The organism is Caulobacter sp. FG7 (assembly GCF_057808875.1).
In genome coordinates this window covers 88,755-106,861 of the sequence record NZ_JBMDIW010000014.1, presented here as the reverse complement: position 1 = coordinate 106,861, position 18,107 = coordinate 88,755, and the positions used below count along the sequence as shown (strand labels likewise).

The following is an 18,107-nucleotide window of genomic DNA, read 5'->3' as shown; positions in this document are numbered from 1 at the left end:
AGGCGGGGGCCTACTGCTTGTAGTTCGGCGCGGGGACGCGGGCGACGGGCACGCCGCCTTCCACGTTGCGCAGCACTTCCAGTTTGACCGCTTCCAGGGCGTCGCCGGGGGCGCCGTCGCTGGTTACGGCCAGAGCGATGGTGTTCTTGCCGTGCGGATCGACGATGCCGTTGGGCAGCACGAAGGTCCGCTGAGGGCCGACATGGGCGATGAACTGGCCCATGTTCCAGCCGTTGACGAAGATCAGCACGCGATAGCGGCCGGGCGAGCGCGGGGTCTTCGGATCGCCGATCGTCAGGCCCAGCGTCACGTCCTGGTCCTTGGGCAAAGCCAGGTCGAAGTTGGTGCGGTACCAGGTGGTGCCGGCATAGGGCGCAGTCTGCGCCATGTCAGCCTTCTGCCAGGCCTGGTCGGGGAAGCCCGGCAGGTGCCAGCCGTTGCGTTCGCCGTACTGGCCGCCTTCGTTCATCGGGCCGCGCACCGGATCGGCGATGTCCTCGCCGCCCTTGTTGCCCTGAATCTTCCAGCTGATCGGCACGGCGAAGCTGTAGCTCGTGGGGCTCGACAGCGAGGCCGAGACCAGGCCGCGAGCTTCCTTGTGGAAGTCGTCGGCGTCGAGGTCCCAGTTGTGGCCGTTGTTGCGCACCATCACCGACAGCACGTGCTCGCCGTCGCCGCGCAGGTCTTCCGGCAGCTTGAAGGTGGCCACGCCCGTGGTGATCGGGCGGGGCAGGCCGCCGTCCAGCTCGTGCTGGCCCAGGAACTTGCCGTCCAGCCAGACCTGCAGCATCCCCGCGCCGCCGGCGCCGTAGTGCAGGGTCAGGGTGTCGATGTCGGCGCGGCCCTTGTAGCGGCCGCGATACCAGACGTCGCCGTGGTGGAAGCCGTGGGTGCTCATGTCGAGCGCCGGCTGGCCCGTCGGCGGACGCACGGTGGAGCCGCCGCGCTTGCCCTCGGCCTTGGCCCAGGCGCTGTCGTCGAAGGCGGGATCCGACTCCGGCGAGCCGGCGGCGGTCTTCCAGTCGAGCCTGGCGAGATCCGGCACGGTGACGGCGGCGGGGCCGGCCAGCGCCTTGGACGCCAGCAGCGAGCCCGAAGCCGTGGCCTTGGCGGCGACGGCCGCGCCGTTCCAGCGGACGGTCTTGACGCCCTTGGGGGCGAAGACTTCCAGGGCGCTTTCGGTTTCGGTGTCGCCGGTCAGCGACAGGACCGCGCCCTTGACGCTGGCCGAGCGAACGAGGCCGGGGCCGCGTTGCAGGGTCGGGCCGGCGGCGGTGTCCTGGCGCCAGAAGGTCTGCCCAGTCGCCTCGTCGGCCAGCAGCAGCATCAGCGGCGGACGGCCGCCGCCGGTGATCCGCACGCGGGCGAGGCCCGTGTGGCTGTAGGCGAGCTTCAGGTCGCCCTTGGCGGCGTCGAAGCTTGACGAGACCTGGCCTTCCAGCACCTCGACCTTGGGGGCCTCGGCATAGCGCAGGACGGTTTCACCGGCCTCGCCGGCGCGGCCGTACATCAAGGCCAGGTCGCCGCCGTTCCAGGGCAGGTGGGTCTGGATCTCGGACGTCGAATAGACCAGCCGCTGGCCGCCCAGGTCGTACGAAGCCATCAGCATCTTGCTGTCCTGGCCCTTGATCCGCGAGGGAACCACGTACTCGCCGTCGCGGGTCTTGACCTTGAAGGTGAAGGCCTCGTCGCCGGTGGCGCTGCTGGGGTTGTGGATCACCACATAGAGGTGGCTGCCGGTCTCGGCGTTGACGTTGTGATAGACGCGGACCTTGTCGTTCGAGGGAACGACGGCCTCGCCCTTGTCCATGCGGGTCAGGTCCGGAACGGCGTTCAGGAACTGGCCCATCTGCTTCATGACGCGGGCCTTGTCGCGCAGGCCGCGGGCCTCGTCGATGGCCGAGCCGTAGTCGTAGGAGCTGAACACCACCGGAGCCGGCGACCAGCCCCAGCTGGTCCCGCCGTAGGTCATGTAGAAGCTCTGGATCGTCAGGCCGTTGGCGATGTTGGTGCCGTAGAACACGCGCTGGTAGCCGACGCCGCGATGGATGGCGGTGCAGTCGTAGTCGCCGTTGCTGCCCCAGTAGTCGAACCAGCCGCCGCCGAACTCGGCCGCGAAGCCGGGGGTGTTGGGGCTGGCCGAAGCGCCGCCCTTGGCCCCGCCGGCGCCGTAGAGACCCCAGTCGGGGGCCACGCCGGGCGAGGAGGGGGTCGAGTCGACCTTGCACGAGCCGCCCGGATAGCCGTCGAAGGCGTAGAGGTCGGTGGGGCCTTCGACGGCGCCGGGCACGTTGGAGCCCTTGGGCACCCAGTAGCCGTTGCGGCCCTTGTCGTTGTGGAACAGCGGCACGGTGATGCCGTCGGCGCGGGCCTTGTCGGCCAGCCACTGCATGTAGCGCTGCTGCGGCGCGCCCACGACGTCGAGCTCGTTCTCGATCTGGTGGGCGATGACCGTGCCCTGGCCGGTGGTCAGCTGGTGGCGGGCGATGACCTTGTTGATCTGGCTCAGCCACTCGTCGGCAGCCTGGATATATTCCGGCGCGTCGGTGCGGGCGCGGGCCTGCTGGTTGACGAGGTGGCCGGGGAAGCCGCCGCGCGTCAGCTCGGCGTTCACGTACGGGCCGGCGCGGGTGATGACGTAGAGGCCTTCTTCCTTGGCCATGGTCAGCACGCGGTCCATGTCGCGGATGCCCGAGAAGTCGTAGACCCCCTGCTTGGGCGAGTGGTAGCCCCAGTCGATGTAGATCGCGACGGTGTTGTAGCCGCTGGCCTTCATCTTCTGCAGGATGTCGCGCCACAGGTCGGGGCTGGGCACGCGGAAGGGGTGGAACTCGCCGCCCCAGGAATAGATGCGATTGCCGTCGACCTTCAGGGAATACTTGTCCCAGGTGATCTTGTGGGCTTGCGCGGGCTTGGCCGCGACCGCCTGGTCGCCGCCTTCCTTGAGCACGGTGAAGTGGCGGACGGTGCCCGACAGCTCGGGCAGTTCCTTCTTGGGCGTCCAGGTGCGGAAGCCGTCGGTGCTGTCGGAGTACCAGTAGCGCTTCGACATATACTCGTCGAAATAGATGCGCCACGCGCCTTCAGGCGTGCGCGTGAGGGCGGGGCCCTCGAGGAACTTGCCCCAGCCGGCCCAGTCGCCGCCGCCCTTCACCTGCCAGGGACCGTCCAGCGACGGGGCGGTCAGAAGCTCGATGAACTTGGTGGTCTCGTTCTTGGCGAAGGCCTGGTACTGCGAGCCCTCGCGCACGACGAAGGCGTCGATGTAGTTGGGGCCCATTCCTGACAGCGGGCGCGGCGCGCTCCAGCTGGCCAGGTCGGCGTCCTGCGCCGTGATCCGGTAAGGCTGGAACTGGCCGGCGATGCCGGTGGTCGAGACCGACAGGATCAGGTGCTCGGAGCCGTCGGCGTCGACGAACCACTCCGGCGCCCAGGTGTTGGTCGAGCCGGCGACGTCGACGGTGACGTCGCGCAGGAAAGTCCAGTCGACCAGGTCCTTGCTGCGGGCCAGGCCAATGGTGTTGCCGGTCCAGCCGGTGGTGTAGGCGACGTAGTAGAAGCCGTCCTTGCGCTTGATGACGCTGGGATCGCGGATCAGCCCCTTGGGCGGGGTATAGGCCAGCGGCTTTTGCAGGGTGAAGCGCGAGCCGTCGGCCGAGTCGTACACGCTCATGTTCGACTGGCTGGCGTTGGTGAACGCCGTCATGACGTAGCGCGTCGGCTCGGCCGCATTCGCGCCGGAGAGCGCGGTCGTGGCGAGCAGGGCGGCGGCGAGGCCGAGGAGGGCGGGACGCTTCATCATCACTGGTCTCAGCCCTCGAAGTAGAAGACGGGCTTGAGCGGCCATTCGACCGGCTTGTTGTCCGGGTGGACGTCCATCAGGTCGGCCATGAAATCCCACCAGCGCCTCATCACGGGCTGCAGGGGCAGGGCGTCCTTGTCGTTGTCCGGCTTCAGGCGAAGCACGGCGAACAGGCTCATGGTCTCTTCGTCGAGGAAGATCGAATAGTCGTAGATGCCGGCGTTGCGCAGCGCCTCGGCCAGGTCCGGCCACAGCTCGTCATGACGGCGCTCGTACTCGGCGGCGACACCGGGCTTCAGCTGCATGCGGAAGGCGATCGGGCGGCCCTCGGTCAGCGTGCTCATGGTTTCCTCCTGGCGTCGTTTCTTGGTTTTCAGGCGATGCGGTAGACGGCGGCGGCCGTGCCGGCGAACAGGCGCTGGCGCTCGGCGTCGCTGAAGTCGGCCGTGATGGCGTCGTAGGCGCAGTAGAAGGTGTCGAAGCTGCCGTGCACCTTCTCGACCGGGAAGTTGCTGGCGAACATGGTGCGCTCGACGCCGAAGGTCTCGATGACCTGCAGGACGAACGGGCGCAGGCTTTCCACCGTCCAGGCGCGGTCGACCATGGCCAGGCCCGAGACCTTGCAGGTGACGTTCGGACGCTTGGCCAGCGCGGCCATGCCAGAGCGCCAGAGCGACAGGCCCGCCTCGTCGCGGTCGGTCGGCATGCCGGCGTGGTTTACGACCAGCGGAATGTCGGGATGGGCGTCTGCCAGGGCCGCGGCCGTCTCCATCTGCGCGGGATAGAGCTGCAGGTCGAACGACAGGCCGTGCCTGGCCAGCAGGCCAAAGCCCGCGCGCCACTGGTCGTTCAGCAGCAGGTCGGACGGGCCGTAGGTCTTGGCCGGGTCTTCGTGGAAATTGACGATCTGGCGGATCCCGCGCACGTGCGGCCGCGAGGCGTGAGCCTCCAGCAGGGCCTCGACGTTGGGATCGTCCAGGTTGGCGCCGGCGACGATCGCGCCGATAGGCGCATTGGCGGCGATCAGGCCTTCCAGCCAGTCTGTCTCGGAAAGCTGCTTGTCGGCAGGCAGGCCGCACTCGACATGGACCAGGCTCTCGACGCGCCAGGGCAGGGCGTCGGCGGCGTAGTCGGCGGGCAGGTAGTTCTTGCCGGCGATCAGGCTCATGTCGCCCGCCGGGTTGCTGGGCAGGGGAACGTCCTGCAGCCAGGAATAGTAGTGCTTGTCGAGATCCCACAGGTGCATGTGGGCGTCGATGATCGGACCCGCGTACGCCATGCCTGTCCCCTTGGTCTCGTAAGCTCCAGGCCCGCGCATCCCCAGGGACGAGCGGGCCTGGTCTCAAACTAGAAGGTCGTCCGGCCGCCGGACGTGTCGAAGGTGGCGGCGGTGGTGAAGCTGCATTCCTCGCTGGCCATGAAGCAGACCATCGCAGCGCTTTCCTCGACTTCGCCGAGGCGACCCATCGGGATTTTCGAGCGCATGTATTCGACCTGGCTGGCGGGCAGCTGCTCGAGGATCGGGCTCTCGAAGGTGGCGGGGGTCAGGCTGTTGGCGATGACGCCCTTGCCGGCCAGTTCCTTGCCCAGCGACTTGGTCAGGCCGATGACCCCGGCCTTCGACGCCGAATAGGCGCTGGCGTTGGGGTTGCCTTCCTTGCCGGCCACCGAAGCGACGTTGACGATGCGGCCGTAGCCGGCCTTCAGCATGTGCGGCACCACCGAACGGCAGCAGTAGAACAGGCCGTTCAGGTTGATGTCGATGACGCGCTTCCAGCTGTCGAGCGGGAACTCGTGCACCGGAACCGTGGCGCCGGTGATGCCGGCCGAATTGACCAGCACATCGATCTTGCCCAGGGCGTCGACGCTGGCCGTGGCGGCGGCGGCCACCTGGGCCTCGTCCGAGACGTCCAGCGCGACGGTGAAGGTCGCGCCGACTTCCTTGGCGGCGGCTTCCAGCGCGTCGGCGTTCAGGTCCCACAAGGCGACCTTGGCGCCTTCGGCGACCATGCGGCGGGCGGTTTCCTTGCCCAGGCCCGAGGCGCCGCCGGTGATGACGGCGGTGCGGCCCGAAAAGCGGTTGGCGTAGACGGTCACGAGACGCCTTCCTTGGTCCAGGCGATGACTTCCTGGCGCTGCTCGCCCAGCTTCTCGATGCCTAGCGTCATGACGTCGCCCGGCTTCAGGAAGATCTTTTCCGGCTTCTGGCCTTCGCCGACGCCCGGAGGGGTGCCCGTCGTCAGGATGTCGCCCGGCTCGAGGGTGACGAAGCGGCTCATGTAGGCGATCAGCTCGGCGACGCCGAAGATCATCGTCTTGCTGTTGCCGGTCTGCATGCGCTTGCCGTTGAGGTCGAGCCACATGTCCAGGTTCTGGCAGTCGCCCACTTCATCGGCGGTGACGACCCACGGGCCCACCGGACCGAAGGTGTCGCAGCCTTTGCCCTTGTCCCACTGCGAGCCCAGTTCCTTCTGGAAGGCGCGCTCGGAGACGTCGTTCACCAGCACGTAGCCGGCGACGTAGTCCAGGGCTTCGGATTGCTCGACATAGCGGGCGCGCTTGCCGATCACGACGCCCAGCTCGACTTCCCAGTCGCCCTTCTCGGCGCCCTTGGGCAGCATGACCTGGTCGTTCGGGCCGTTGAGGCACGAGATCGCCTTGGTGAAGAAGATCGGCTCGGGCGGGGGCTCGAGACCGGCTTCCTTGGCGTGGTCGGCGAAGTTCAGGCCGATGGCCAGGAACTTGCCGACATTGGCGATCGGCACGCCGTAGCGCGGCGAGCCTTCGACCACCGGCAGGGTGGTCGGGTCGATGGCGGCGATCTTGGCCAGGCCTTCCGGGGTCAGGTCCGCGGCGGTGATGTCGGACACGTGGCCCGACAGGTCGCGGATCTTGCCTTCGGAATCCAGCAGGCCGGGCTTTTCGGCGCCCCGCGGGCCGTAACGCAACAGTTTCATGGTCTTCTGGCTCTAGGGGTAATTGGGGGGAAGGGGAGGCGCGGCTTACCGCGGGTAGGGACGGTGCAGGCCGACGTCGCGGTTCAGCTCGACGCCGAAGCCGGGCGCGTCGCCGAGCTTGAGCTTGCCGTTGACCGGAACGGGCTCGCCGATCAGCTGCGGATGGAACATCGGCACGACCTCGTCGGCCTTCGGCGCCATCATCAGGAACTCGGCGAACGGGCTGTTATGGCGCGTGATGACGAAGTGGTAGCTGTAGACCGACGAGCCGTGCGGGATCATCATCACGCCCTTGCTGTCGGCTAGGTTGGCGATCTTGATCAGCTCGGTGACGCCGCCGCACCAGCCCACGTCCGGCTGGATGATGTCGCAGCATTCCATCTCCAGCAGCATGCGGAAGCCCCAGCGGGTGGCTTCGTGCTCGCCGGTGGTGACCAGCATGCCGGGAGGGGCGTTCTTTTTCAGGTCGCGATAGCCCCAGTAGTCGTCGGGGCTGAGGGCCTCCTCGATCCACTTCAGGCCGTATTCGTGGGCCTTGTGGGCCAGCTTGGTGGCGTAGTTCAGGTCCAGCGACATCCAGCAGTCGAACATCAGCCAGAAGTCTTCGCCCACGCGGTTGCGCATGGTCTCGAGTTCCAGGAGGTTCTTGCGCAGGCCTTCCTCACCTTCGGCCGGGCCGTGGTGCAGGGGCATCTTGCCGCCGATGAAGCCCATTTCCTTGGCCAGGTCCGGACGCGCGCCGGTGGCGTAGAAGGTCAGTTCGTCGCGGACCTTGCCGCCGAGCAGGGCGTAGACCGGCTCCTGGCGCAGCTTGCCGATCAGGTCGTAGAGCGCCAGGTCGACGCCCGAGATGGCGTTCACGACCAGGCCCTTGCGGCCGTAATACTGGGTGGAGAAATACATCTGGTCCCAGATCTTCTCGACCTCGGTCGGGTCACGACCTTCGAGGAAGCGGGCCAGGTGCTTTTCGACGATGAAGGCGGCCGGCTCGCCGCCGGTGGTCACCGCAAAGCCGATCGTGCCGTCGACGGCCTCGATCTCGACCACCAGCGTGCCGAGCACGTTGATGCCGAAGCTCTGGCGGCTCTGGCGGTATTCCGGGTAGCGCGACATCGGGGTGGCGATGTGGTCGTCGATCCAGTGGCCTTCGCCCTGGTCGTGATAGTCGGCGCCGCCCCCGCGAACGACATAGGCGCGAACAGCCTTGATCAAGGGAAGCGGCATCTCGTGCTCCAACCATCGCCCGGTCTCTCGTGACCGGATCTGCCCCTATTAGAGGAGGCGCGCCAGCGGGGCCGCCGAACGACGCGAACGACTGTTCGCGCTACCTCCCCAGAACATCGTATGACACGCTTGTCGCAGGACCCCCGCGACCGAAAGAGTCGCTGACGCGAGCCCTTGTCTTGCGTTCCATATTATGAGAGGTAGTGCTACAAAATGAAACCCAGCACGTCAAGGGGAGCGGAACCGGTGGCGGACGACGAAGGCGCGGCGACCAAGAGCCCAAGCGGCAGCCAGACGCTGTTTCGCGGCCTGGACGTGCTCGACGTGGTGGCCGATGCGGGGGCCATCGGCCTGCCGGCCCTGGCCGCGCGACTCGGCCTGACCCGCAGCACCACGCACCGCCTGGCCACGGCCCTTGTCGAGCGCCGGCTGCTGACCCAGACCCCGCGTGAAGGCTACAGCCTTGGCCCCAAGCTTCTGGAGCTGGGCTACCTGGCCAGCCAGCAGATGGACCTGCCGCGCATCGCGCGCCCGCACCTGGAAAAGCTGTGGGAAGAGCTGGAAGACACGGTCCACCTGGGCGTGCTCGACGACGACCGGGCTCTGTATCTCGACAAGCTGACCGGCCGTCGGCGCATCAACATCTCCTCGCGCGTGGGCGATCGCCAGCCGATCCGGTCGACGGGCCTGGGCAAGGCCCTGGTGCTGGACGACGACGAGGGCCGCTGGCGCGCGCTCTATCGCAAGGAAGGCCCGGCCGCGGCCGGCGCGCCGAACGAAGAGCAGTGGATCGCCTGGATGCACGACTATTCCCAGCGCGGCATCGCCTTCGACTTGGAAGAAAACGAAGACCGCATCCGCTGCGTGGCCGCGCCCGTGCGCGGGGCGGGCGGTCAGATCGTCGCCGCGATCAGCGTCTCGGGCGCTGCTCAATACATGGACGACGAACGGATGGGCGGACTGGTGGACGACATCCGCCTGGCCGCCGACGCGATCAGCCGCGATCTGGGCTGGAACGGCAAGCGGGGGTCAGGCGCCAAGACCTGACGCCTTCCGCGCGTATGTATGACGGAGGAACTATGCTTCTGAAGGACAAGGTGGTGCTGGTGACCGGCGCCTCGGGCGGCATCGGCAAGGCGGCCGCCATCGGCGCGGCGCGTCATGGCGCCGACGTGGCGATCAACTACCACTCCGACGAGGCCGGCGCGGCCGACGCCGTGGCGCAGATCGAGGCCCTGGGCCGTCGCGCCATCGCCGTGAAGGGCGACGTTGCCCAGGTCGAAACCGCACAGGCCTTCGTCGACGCCGCCGTCGCCGCCTTCGGCAAGGTCGACGTCTTCGTCAACAACGCGGGCATCTGCCCGTTCCACGCCTTCCTGGACATGCCGCCGGAAGTGATGGAGCGGACCATGAAGGTGAACCTGTTCGGCGCCTACTACATGGTGCAGGCGGCGGCCAACCAGATGGTCAAGCAGGGTCACGGCGGCTCGATCATCGCCGTCTCCTCGATCAGCGCCCTGGTCGGCGGCGGGATGCAGACGCACTACACCCCGACCAAGGCCGGCGTGCACAGCCTCATGCAGTCGACCGCCATCGCGCTCGGCAAGCACGGCATCCGCTGCAACTCGGTGCTGCCGGGCACGATCGAGACGGCGATCAACAAGGAAGACCTCGCCGACGTCGCCAAGCGCGAATACATGAGCGGCCGCATTCCGCTGGGCCGCCTGGGCGAGCCCGACGACCTGGCCGGCCCGATCGTGTTCCTGGCCTCGGATCTCGCCAACTACGTCACCGGCGCGGCCCTGCTGGTCGACGGCGGCGCGTTCGTGAACCTGCAGTAGATCGATCGTCCTTCCATGATCGTCTCGTCGACCACCGACTTCCGTGAGGCTGCGCGGCGCAAGCTGCCGCGCTTCCTCTTCGACTACATCGACGGCGGCGCCTACGCCGAGCGGACCCTGGCCCGCAACGTCTCCGACCTTGCCGACCTGGCCCTGCGACAGCGGGTGCTCAAGGACGTGTCCAGGGTCTCGACGGCGACCAGCCTGTTCGGTGTGGAGCAGTCCATGCCCGTGGTGCTGGCCCCCGTGGGCCTCACCGGCATGTATGCCCGTCGTGGCGAATGCCAGGCGGTGCGCGCGGCTTCGGCCAAGGGCGTGCCGCTGTGCCTGTCGACGGTGTCGGTGTGCGACGTGGACGAGGTGGCGGCCGCGTCGAGCCGGGCCCTGTGGTTCCAGCTCTACGTGCTGCGCGACCGGGCCTTCATGCGCGACCTGCTGGCGCGGGCCGAGGCGGCGGGGGCGAGCACGCTCGTCTTCACCGTCGACATGCCCGTGCCGGGGGCCCGCTACCGCGACGCCCATTCGGGCATGAGCGGTCCCAACGCCGGGGCTCGCCGCATCCTGCAGGCCATGGGCCGTCCGCAATGGGCGTGGGACGTCGGCCTGATGGGCCGTCCCCATACCCTGGGCAACGTGGCCCCGGTGCTGAAGGGTAATACGGGCCTGGAGGACTTCATGGGCTGGCTGGGGGCCAATTTCGACCCCTCGATCCAGTGGAAGGACCTCGAATGGATCCGGCAGTCCTGGAAGGGGCCGCTGGTCATCAAGGGCGTGCTCGATCCCGAGGACGCCAAGGCCGCCGCCGACATCGGCGCCGACGGGGTGGTGGTGTCCAACCACGGCGGCCGCCAGCTGGACGGCGTGCTGTCTTCGGCGAAGGCGTTACCGGCCATCGCCGACGCCGTGGGCGACAAGCTGACCGTGCTGGCCGACGGCGGGGTGCGCTCGGGCCTCGACGTGGTGCGGATGCTGGCCCTGGGCGCCAAGGGCGTGCTCTTGGGCCGCGCCGCCGTCTACGCCCTGGCCGCGCGCGGCCAGGCGGGCGTGACCCAGCTTCTCGACCTGATGGAGAAGGAGATGCGGGTGGCCATGGCGCTGACCGGCGTCAATTCCGTCTCCGAGATCGACCGTTCAATCCTGGCGGAGACCCGCTGATGAAAACCGCCGCCGCCCTCGCACTGGCTCTGGTCATGGGGGCGGCGCCGGCCGCCCTGGCCGACCCTAACCGGATCGTCATCGCCAGCGATTCCACCGCCGCCGACTACAGCGCCCGCAGCTTCCCGCAGATGGGCTGGGGCATGGTGCTGAAGTGCTCGCTGACGCCCGACGCCCAGATCGTCAACCTGGCCCGAGGCGGCCGCTCGACCAAGACCTTCCAGGAGGAGGGGCTGTGGTCGGTGCTGATGGCCCAGCTGAAGCCCGACGACACCGTCCTGATCCAGTTCGGCCACAACGACGCCGACACCAAGAAGATCGTTCGCTTCACCGATCCCAACGGGGCCTATGCCGACAACCTGCGCCGGTTCGTGGCCGACGTGCGGACGGCCGGCGCCAAGCCGGTGCTGATTACACCGATCGCCAAGCTGATCTTCAAGGACGGCCAGATCCAGGACACCCACGGCCCGTACTCGGCGACCGTGCGGCGCGTGGCGGCCGAGACCAGGACGCCGCTGATCGACCTGGACAAGGAAAGCCAGGCCGCCCTGCAGAAGATGGGCGAGGCCGAGGGCGCCAAGCGCTTCATGATCTATTCGGCGGCCGACAAGATCGCCAGCCACCCCGAAGGCATCAACGACACCACCCACCCCAACGAGCTGGGCGCGCGCATGGCGGCCGGCATCGTGGCCAAGGGGCTGCGGGGGGCGAAGGTCCCGGCGTCCAAGCTGGTGCTGCGGGGCGAGGCTGATGCGTCCGCGCGTGGCGAGCCGATCTGCGCGGGACGTCCGTAGGAACCTCTTCACCCGTAAAATCCCCGCGAAAGCGGGGACCCAGGCTTTTTCTGAAACGCGCGGCGCTCGACGGCAAAACACCTGGGCCCCGCTTTCGCGAGGGTTTTACGGAAAAAGGGGAGCGGGAGCCCTTCAGGCAAAAAGAAAGGAGCGTCGGCGGGGCCGGCGCTCCTGGACCTCAGAGGGGGAAGTACGAGGTCAGGCAGAACAGGGAAGGATCGAGCTTCGATCCATCGATCAATTCTCACAATATGGACAATTGATCGATATATTGAGAATAGCATCGAAGCGGCGAACGTCAACCGCCGTTGTGGGGAAACGCTGATGAACCGTACGATCCTGTCCGCCGCCCTGGTGCTGGCGCTGGCGCCCGCGCCGCTGCTGGCCGCGCCGAAAGCCCGCCCGGCGGCCGTCTCCGAAGCTCCGGCCTGGCGCAGCGCCTGGGGCAACGCACCGATCGCGCCGCAGGCCGTGGCGCGGCCGGGGGAGGCCAGAGCCTTCACCGACGTCACCGTCCGCCAGGTGATGCGCCTGAACGCCGGCGGCGACGCCGTGCGGCTGCGGCTGTCCAACGAACTCAATGAGCGGCCGCTGGCGGTGGGGGCGATCACGCTGGCCCCTGCCGACGCCGACGGAAAGGTCCTGGGCGCGCCGATCGCGGTGACGGTCGGCGGCAAGTCCGAGTTCACGATCCCGCCGGGCGCGCCGGTGCTGAGCGATCCGGTGGCGCTGCCGGTCAAGGCGATGGACTACGTCTCGGCGGCGATCTTCTACGTCGGGACCCAGGCCCCGGCTGGCCACCGCGTGCGCCTGTTCGTGGCCCCGCCCGGCAACCACGTCGCCAAGGACGCGATCCCGGGCGAGCAGGCCCTCAAAGGTCCGGGCCTGGTCAGCGGCGTCGAGGTGCGTGGGCAGGGCGAGGCTCCGGTGCTGGTGGCCATCGGCGACTCGATCACCGAGGGCTCCGGCTCGACCCCGAACGCAGACAAGGGCTGGCCCGAACAGCTGGCGGCCCGCCTGGCCGCGCGTGGCCAGGGCTGGAGCGTCGTCAATATGGGCGTCGGCGGCGGGCGGCTGCTGCGCGAGGTTTCGGGTCCCAGCGCGCTGTCGCGCTTCGACCGCGACGTGCTGAGCGTGGCGGGCGCCAAGGCGGTGGTGGTGCTGGAAGGCATCAACGACATCGGCCGCGCCGTACAGCCGGGCTTCACCGCCGACGCGGTGACGCCCGAAGACCTGATCGCCGGCTATCGCCAGCTGATTGCCCGGGCCCACGCCCGCGGCGTGAAGATCTATGGCGGGGTCATCCCGCCGTTCGAGGGCGCGGCCTACTATCACGACAAGGGCGAGGCCACGCGAGCGACGGTCAACGCCTGGATCCGCACCAGCGGCGAGTTCGACGGAGTCATCGATTTCGACGCGGTGCTGCGCGACCCGGCCAAGCCGAGCCAGCTGCGCGGCGAGACCCACGGCGGCGACCATCTGCACCCGAATGATGCTGGCTACGCGCTGATGGCCGAGGCGGCGGACAAGGCCGTCTTCCCGGGCAAGTAGACCCGTAACCCGCCTTGCCGCGAAGGTGGCGGGCGGGTTAGCTCCCCCCTTGAGTATTCGTGAGGGGGCCTATCGATGAAGACCATCAAGTCGCTGCTGACCATGACCGCCGTCCTGGCGACGCCGGCCCTGGCCCATGCCGCCGACGGCGACTCCAAGAAGTCTCCGGCGGTGTTCATCGCGCTGTTCTCGGTGTTCTGCGGCGTGGGCACGGTGTTCCTGGCTGTGTTCGCCGCGAAGGCGAAGAAGAACAAGAAGTAGGCGGCTTCTCCTCCCAGCCTCTGTTCGCCTTCCTCGCCCTTGTGGCGAGGATCCATCGTTCAGCCGCTCAGATCTTTGCTGGGCGTTCTCGGCCTGAGCGGCGGCCGGCATGGGCCCTCGCCACAAGGGCGAGGGAGGCGGGGAGGGAGGGCGGTTCAAGTAGCCTCAGACCCAGTTAGTCCCCACCGCGCTCGCCAAGCGCGATTGCACCTGTCGCAATCCTGGGTAAGGTCGCTTCAAACGGCTGTTTGGGGTGTGCGATGACAGGGCAAGGTTTGCAGCGGCGTTTCGGGCTGGCGACGGCCCTGGCTCTGTCCCTGGCCTGGAGCGGCGCGCCCGCCCTGGCCGCGCCGAAGGACCAACTGGTCGCGGCCACGCCCGAGAGCGTCGGCGTCTCGCCCGAACGGCTCAAGCGCCTCGACGCCCTGATGAAGGATCTTGTCGCCACCGGCCACCTGCCAGGCGCCACGACCATGCTGGTGCGTCACGGCAAGGTGGTCAGCTTCGAGACCTACGGCGCGCGCGGCTTCGGCGGTCCGCCGATGACCAAGGACACGATCTTCCGCATCTACTCCCAGACCAAGCCGGTCACGGGCGTGGCGATGATGATCCTGTTCGAGGAGGCCAAGTGGAGCCTCGACGACCCGGTGACCAAGTACGTGCCGGAGTTGGCCAATCTGCGCGTCTACAAGGGCGTCAACGCCGACGGCTCGTTCGTCACCGAGGCCGCCGACCGACCGCCGACCATGCGCGAGATCATGAGCCACACGGCCGGCTTCGCCTATGGGCTCAACCCCGACAACCCGGTCGACAAGGCCTATGTCTCGACCAACGTGCTGGGCTCCAAGAGCGGCCAGGAGTTCGTCGAGCGCCTGGCCAAGCTGCCGCTCTACGGCCCGCCCGGCAAGCAGTGGAAATACAGCGTCGGCGTCGACATCCAGGGCTTCATCGTCGAGAAGCTGTCGGGCCAGAGCCTACCCGACTTCATGCAGGCCAAGATCTTCGCGCCGCTGAAGATGAAGGACACCGGCTTCTGGCTGCCGGCCGACAAGGCCGACCGTCTGGCCAGCCTCTATCTGTGGGACGGCAAGACGAAGAAGATCATCCCCGCCGAGGGCTTCATGGTGCTGGACGTCACCAAGCCGCCGGTGGTGGCCTCGGGCGGCGGCGGCTTGGTGTCGACCAATGCCGACTATGCCCGCTTCTGCCAGATGCTGCTGAACGGCGGCGAGCTGGATGGAGCGCGGATCTTGTCTCCGGCCACCGTCAAGCTGATGGCCTCCGACCATCTGCCCGACGCCATCCTCGATGATCCCAAGGCCGGGTTCTCCAAGGCCACGGGCAAGGGCTTTGGCCTCGACTTCATGGTGGTCACCGACCCGGCCCGGGCCGGTACGCTGGCGGGGAAGGGGACCTATAGCTGGGGCGGCGCGGCCGGCACCTGGTTCTGGATCGACCCGGAGAACGACCTTTTCTTCTTAGGGATGATCCACGTGCTGGCCAAGGACGGCGATCCGGCCCTGCGCGACCTGGGCGATCGTGCTTCCACCCTGGTCTACCAGGCGCTTGTCCAACCAGAAAAATAGGCCAATCCCGAAAAATAAGGCCCGCCAAAGGGCTGACGGAGGAAATCACATGCAGGATCTGTTTTCGCTCGAGGGCCGGGTGGCTCTCGTCACCGGCGGTTCGCGCGGCATCGGCCGGATGATCGTCGAGGGCTTCCTGCGCCAGGGGGCGGCCAGGGTCTATATCACCGCCCGCAAGGCCGGCGCCTGCGACGAGGCGGCGCAAGAGCTGTCGCAGTTCGGCGAGTGCGTCTCGCTGCCGGGCGACATCTCGACCCAGGAGGGCGTGCAGGGCCTGGCCGCGCGGATCCTCGAGCGCGAGGAGAAGCTCGACATCCTGGTGAACAACGCCGGGGCGGCCTGGGGCGCGGGCATCGACGAGTTCCCCGAGGCCGGCTGGGACAAGACCGTCGACCTCAACATGAAGACCCCGTTCTTCCTCACGCAGGCCCTGCTGGCGCCGCTGCGCGAGGCGGCCAAGACCCGTGTGGCCAAGGTGATCAACATCGCCTCGATCGACGGCCTGTCGGTGACCAAGGAGGAGACCTATCCGTACGGCGCCAGCAAGGCCGGCCTGATCCACATGACCAAGCGGATGGCCCTGCGCCTGGCGCCCGAGAACATCGCCGTGTCGGCCATCGCGCCGGGCGCCTTCGCCAGCGACATGAACCGCACGGCCCGCGACCATGCCGACGCCGTGGCCAAGTTCATCCCCGCCGGCCGTATCGGCGAGGCCGAGGACATGGCGGGGGCTGCGATCTATCTCGCCTCGCGGGCGGGGGACTACGTGGTGGGCGGCACGCTCGCCGTGGATGGCGGAGTGGCCTGGTCGCGGTAGGGAAGACCCTCTCCCAGAGGGAGAGGGAGGGGCCCAGGCGAAGCCTGGGAGGGTGAGGGGTACAGCCTGGCGGGGCTAGGCGCCGTCAGTGATGGGGGCTCGGTGTGAAACCGGCCAAGGGTGAAACCTCTCACCCTCCCACTGCTTCGCAGCGGGCCCCTCCCTCTCTCTAAGAGAGAGGGTTTGAACTACGGCTTACCCGCCGCGGGCAGTTCGGTCAGCGGGATGGCGTCGGAGAGTTCGACCTCGCGCACGGCCGGCGCCGGGGCGGTCTTGGGTGGGCGGGCGCCGCGTTCGCGGGCCGACATCAGCGACCAGCCGCCGGGCTTGAGGATCTCCAGCGGCGAGAAGCGGGCCTTGTAGGCCATCTTTTCCGAGCCCGGGACCCAGTAGCCCAGATAGACGTAGGGCAGGCCGGTAAGGCGGGCCTGGACGATGTGGTCGAGGATGATGAACGACCCCAGGCTCCGGCGCTCCTCGGTGGGGTCGTAGAAGCTGTAGACCAGCGACAGGCCGTCGGCGAGCACGTCGACCAGCACGCAAGCCACCAGTTCGCCCGGGCCGCGATCGACCGACGGGCGGCGGTACTCGATCAGGTGGGTGCGGACAGCGGTGTCCTCGACCATGGCCACATAGTCGGGCCAGGTCATCTCGGCCATGCCGCCGTCGGCGTGGCGGGCGGTGAGGTAGCGGCGCAGCAGCTCGAACTGCTCCAGCGTGGCCTCGGCCTCGACCAGATGACGGACGAGATCGTTGTTGCGGTTCAGGGCGCGGCGCTCGGAGCGCGAGAATTCGTAGTCGACGGCAGGCGCACGGGCCGACTGGCAGGCGCGGCAGGTCTCGCAGGCGGGCCGATAGGCGATGTTCTGGGAGCGACGGAAGCCCACCTGGGTGAGGCTGTCGTTGACGCCAGGCCCGTCGGACAGGGGCAGGTGGGTGAACACCTTCCGTTCCTGACGGCCGGGCAGGTACGGGCAAGGGGTGGGCGCCGTCAGGAAGAACCGAAGCTGTCGCGTCGGAAAATGCTGCGTCACGTCGTCCCTGTCCCCTTACTCCCGGTCAGGCCCCCGCCTGATCCGTGAAGGTGATTAGGCGGCATGCCGGGCCGTTGTGCAAGCAGGACAAACGCGTGACGCGGCTAACGGTCACAGGTTGTCGGGCAGGACGGGCTTTTCGCGCAGCAGGACGATGGAAATCCGGCGGTTGCCGGCCAGGGTCGGGTCGTCGGCGTAGAGGGGCTCGGAATTGGCCTTGCCCGAGACCTGGTAGATGCGGTCGTCGTCGACGCCGGCGCCGCGGAGAATCTGGCGCGAGGTGTCGGCGCGCTGGGCCGACAGGGCCCAGTCGCTGTCGGCCTTGCGGCCGCGCTGGTCGGCGCTGGTGTGGCCCGAGACGGTGATGCGGTTGGGCAGTTGGTTGATGACCTTGGCCACCGCGCGCAGCAGCAGGCGGGCGCGGTCGTTGGGCTCGCGCGAACCCTCCTTGAACATCGAGCGGCCTTCCTGGTCGACCAGCTGGATGCGCAGACCTTCCGGGGTCTGGTCGATGAGGATCTGTTTCGACAGTTCGGCCAGCTCGGGCATGTCCTGCAGCGACTGGCGCAGGGATTGAGCGGCCGAGGCGAAGCTGTCCTGCTCCTTCTTGGCCAGGGCGTCGCGCAGGGCCTGCTCGCTGGCCGAGTCGAGGCTGGCGGTGGTCGAGGACTGGCCGTCCTGGTTGGTCTGGTCGGGCGCTTCGGGAGCCATCTGCTGGACGACCGACATCTTGCCGTCGGCCTTGGCGCCGTCGTCGCCGAGCGAGGTGCCGCCCAGGATGCCGCCCGAGCCGCTGGTGCTGGACGAGATCGAGGCCGGCGCGAAGTAGTCGGCGATGCCCTGCTTCTGTTCAGGGCTGGTGGTGTTGAGCAGCCACATCAGCAGGAAGAAGGCCATCATCGCCGTCACGAAGTCGGCATAGGCCACCTTCCAGGCGCCGCCATGGTGACCATGGCCGCCGCCCTTCTTGACCTTCTTGATGATGATCGGCGCTTCGCCGGTCGACGCCATCGTGCTTAAGCCTGCTTAACCCTGTCGGGGCAACCTGCCCGCAGGACGTTAAAATGGCGTTGCGATACGCCGCC

General features: G+C 68.0%; 16 protein-coding genes. 8 read left to right on the top strand and 8 right to left on the bottom strand.

Translation table 11 applies throughout. The features are described from left to right. Positions 1–10: 10 nt before the first annotated feature. The 6 genes from ACODR1_RS13400 to rhmD all read right to left on the bottom strand — a co-directional run bounded on the left by ACODR1_RS13400 (position 11) and on the right by rhmD (position 7,983). Positions 11–3,802, bottom strand: a complete 3,792-nt coding sequence (locus ACODR1_RS13400; RefSeq protein ID WP_488880888.1) for a beta-galactosidase — start codon at positions 3,800–3,802, stop codon at positions 11–13. Positions 3,803–3,810: 8 nt separating this feature from the next. Then, positions 3,811–4,146 carry an L-rhamnose mutarotase gene (gene rhaM, locus ACODR1_RS13395; protein ID WP_488880887.1) on the bottom strand — a complete coding sequence of 112 codons (336 nt, stop codon included), beginning with the start codon at positions 4,144–4,146 and terminating at the stop codon, positions 3,811–3,813. 29 nt (positions 4,147–4,175) lie between these two features. Continuing rightward, a complete protein-coding gene (locus tag ACODR1_RS13390) occupies positions 4,176–5,081 on the bottom strand; it encodes an amidohydrolase family protein (RefSeq protein ID WP_488880886.1) in 906 nt (301 codons plus the stop codon). Positions 5,082–5,149: 68 nt separating this feature from the next. Continuing rightward, positions 5,150–5,899 carry an SDR family NAD(P)-dependent oxidoreductase gene (locus ACODR1_RS13385; RefSeq protein ID WP_488880885.1) on the bottom strand — a complete coding sequence of 250 codons (750 nt, stop codon included), beginning with the start codon at positions 5,897–5,899 and terminating at the stop codon, positions 5,150–5,152. Next, positions 5,896–6,759 carry a 2,4-didehydro-3-deoxy-L-rhamnonate hydrolase gene (locus tag ACODR1_RS13380; protein WP_488880884.1) on the bottom strand — a complete coding sequence of 288 codons (864 nt, stop codon included), beginning with the start codon at positions 6,757–6,759 and terminating at the stop codon, positions 5,896–5,898. Before ACODR1_RS13380 ends, ACODR1_RS13385 begins: the two co-directional genes overlap by 4 nt. A 45-nt stretch (positions 6,760–6,804) precedes the next feature. Then, positions 6,805–7,983, bottom strand: a complete 1,179-nt coding sequence (rhmD, locus tag ACODR1_RS13375) for an L-rhamnonate dehydratase (RefSeq protein ID WP_101717586.1) — start codon at positions 7,981–7,983, stop codon at positions 6,805–6,807. A gap of 213 nt (positions 7,984–8,196) precedes the next feature. On the opposite strand from rhmD, the gene ACODR1_RS13370 reads away from it, so the two are divergent. From ACODR1_RS13370 to ACODR1_RS13335, 8 genes are all read left to right on the top strand, one after another. Beyond that, positions 8,197–9,030 (top strand): IclR family transcriptional regulator, encoded by an 834-nt coding sequence (locus tag ACODR1_RS13370; RefSeq protein WP_101717587.1) that lies wholly within the window; start codon positions 8,197–8,199, stop codon positions 9,028–9,030. Between the two features lie 32 nt (positions 9,031–9,062). Beyond that, the gene (lra1, locus tag ACODR1_RS13365) at positions 9,063–9,824 is read left to right on the top strand and encodes an L-rhamnose 1-dehydrogenase Lra1 (RefSeq protein ID WP_058350571.1); all 762 of its coding nucleotides are present in this window, start codon (positions 9,063–9,065) and stop codon (positions 9,822–9,824) included. 15 nt (positions 9,825–9,839) lie between these two features. Beyond that, complete coding sequence (gene lldD, locus ACODR1_RS13360; RefSeq protein WP_488880883.1) at positions 9,840–10,979, top strand: FMN-dependent L-lactate dehydrogenase LldD; 1,140 nt, start codon at positions 9,840–9,842, stop codon at positions 10,977–10,979. Further along, positions 10,979–11,773: a rhamnogalacturonan acetylesterase gene (locus tag ACODR1_RS13355; protein WP_488880882.1), complete on the top strand. Its 795-nt coding sequence runs from the start codon at positions 10,979–10,981 to the stop codon at positions 11,771–11,773. The genes lldD and ACODR1_RS13355 overlap by 1 nt, the downstream gene beginning before the upstream one ends. Positions 11,774–12,097: 324 nt before the next feature. After that, positions 12,098–13,324, top strand: a complete 1,227-nt coding sequence (locus tag ACODR1_RS13350; RefSeq protein ID WP_488880881.1) for an SGNH/GDSL hydrolase family protein — start codon at positions 12,098–12,100, stop codon at positions 13,322–13,324. 75 nt (positions 13,325–13,399) lie between these two features. Continuing rightward, on the top strand, positions 13,400–13,585 hold the full coding sequence (locus ACODR1_RS13345; RefSeq protein WP_488880880.1) for a hypothetical protein: 186 nt from the start codon (positions 13,400–13,402) through the stop codon (positions 13,583–13,585). Between the two features lie 260 nt (positions 13,586–13,845). Beyond that, on the top strand, positions 13,846–15,171 hold the full coding sequence (locus tag ACODR1_RS13340; protein ID WP_488880879.1) for a serine hydrolase domain-containing protein: 1,326 nt from the start codon (positions 13,846–13,848) through the stop codon (positions 15,169–15,171). 49 nt (positions 15,172–15,220) lie between these two features. Further along, positions 15,221–15,988, top strand: a complete 768-nt coding sequence (locus tag ACODR1_RS13335) for an SDR family oxidoreductase (RefSeq protein ID WP_488880878.1) — start codon at positions 15,221–15,223, stop codon at positions 15,986–15,988. A gap of 188 nt (positions 15,989–16,176) precedes the next feature. On the opposite strand, the gene ACODR1_RS13330 is transcribed toward ACODR1_RS13335, so the two are convergent. Further along, positions 16,177–17,022 carry an arginyltransferase gene (locus tag ACODR1_RS13330; RefSeq protein ID WP_488880877.1) on the bottom strand — a complete coding sequence of 282 codons (846 nt, stop codon included), beginning with the start codon at positions 17,020–17,022 and terminating at the stop codon, positions 16,177–16,179. A 111-nt stretch (positions 17,023–17,133) separates the two neighbouring features. Then, a complete protein-coding gene (locus ACODR1_RS13325; protein ID WP_058350562.1) occupies positions 17,134–18,033 on the bottom strand; it encodes a flagellar motor protein MotB in 900 nt (299 codons plus the stop codon). Between the last annotated feature and the right edge of the window lie 74 nt (positions 18,034–18,107).

What these genes read in the sequence shown, in the direction of transcription:
- ACODR1_RS13400 (WP_488880888.1), bottom strand. Translation starts at nt 3,802, where the DNA reads ATGATGAAGCGTCCCGCCCTCCTCGGCCTCGCCGCCGCCCTGCTCGCC.
- rhaM (WP_488880887.1), bottom strand. Translation starts at nt 4,146, where the DNA reads ATGAGCACGCTGACCGAGGGCCGCCCGATCGCCTTCCGCATGCAGCTG.
- ACODR1_RS13390 (WP_488880886.1), bottom strand. Translation starts at nt 5,081, where the DNA reads ATGGCGTACGCGGGTCCGATCATCGACGCCCACATGCACCTGTGGGAT.
- ACODR1_RS13380 (WP_488880884.1), bottom strand. Translation starts at nt 6,759, where the DNA reads ATGAAACTGTTGCGTTACGGCCCGCGGGGCGCCGAAAAGCCCGGCCTG.
- rhmD (WP_101717586.1), bottom strand. Translation starts at nt 7,983, where the DNA reads ATGCCGCTTCCCTTGATCAAGGCTGTTCGCGCCTATGTCGTTCGCGGG.
- ACODR1_RS13370 (WP_101717587.1), top strand. Translation starts at nt 8,197, where the DNA reads ATGAAACCCAGCACGTCAAGGGGAGCGGAACCGGTGGCGGACGACGAA.
- lra1 (WP_058350571.1), top strand. Translation starts at nt 9,063, where the DNA reads ATGCTTCTGAAGGACAAGGTGGTGCTGGTGACCGGCGCCTCGGGCGGC.
- lldD (WP_488880883.1), top strand. Translation starts at nt 9,840, where the DNA reads ATGATCGTCTCGTCGACCACCGACTTCCGTGAGGCTGCGCGGCGCAAG.
- ACODR1_RS13355 (WP_488880882.1), top strand. Translation starts at nt 10,979, where the DNA reads ATGAAAACCGCCGCCGCCCTCGCACTGGCTCTGGTCATGGGGGCGGCG.
- ACODR1_RS13350 (WP_488880881.1), top strand. Translation starts at nt 12,098, where the DNA reads ATGAACCGTACGATCCTGTCCGCCGCCCTGGTGCTGGCGCTGGCGCCC.
- ACODR1_RS13345 (WP_488880880.1), top strand. Translation starts at nt 13,400, where the DNA reads ATGAAGACCATCAAGTCGCTGCTGACCATGACCGCCGTCCTGGCGACG.
- ACODR1_RS13340 (WP_488880879.1), top strand. Translation starts at nt 13,846, where the DNA reads ATGACAGGGCAAGGTTTGCAGCGGCGTTTCGGGCTGGCGACGGCCCTG.
- ACODR1_RS13335 (WP_488880878.1), top strand. Translation starts at nt 15,221, where the DNA reads ATGCAGGATCTGTTTTCGCTCGAGGGCCGGGTGGCTCTCGTCACCGGC.
- ACODR1_RS13325 (WP_058350562.1), bottom strand. Translation starts at nt 18,033, where the DNA reads ATGGCGTCGACCGGCGAAGCGCCGATCATCATCAAGAAGGTCAAGAAG.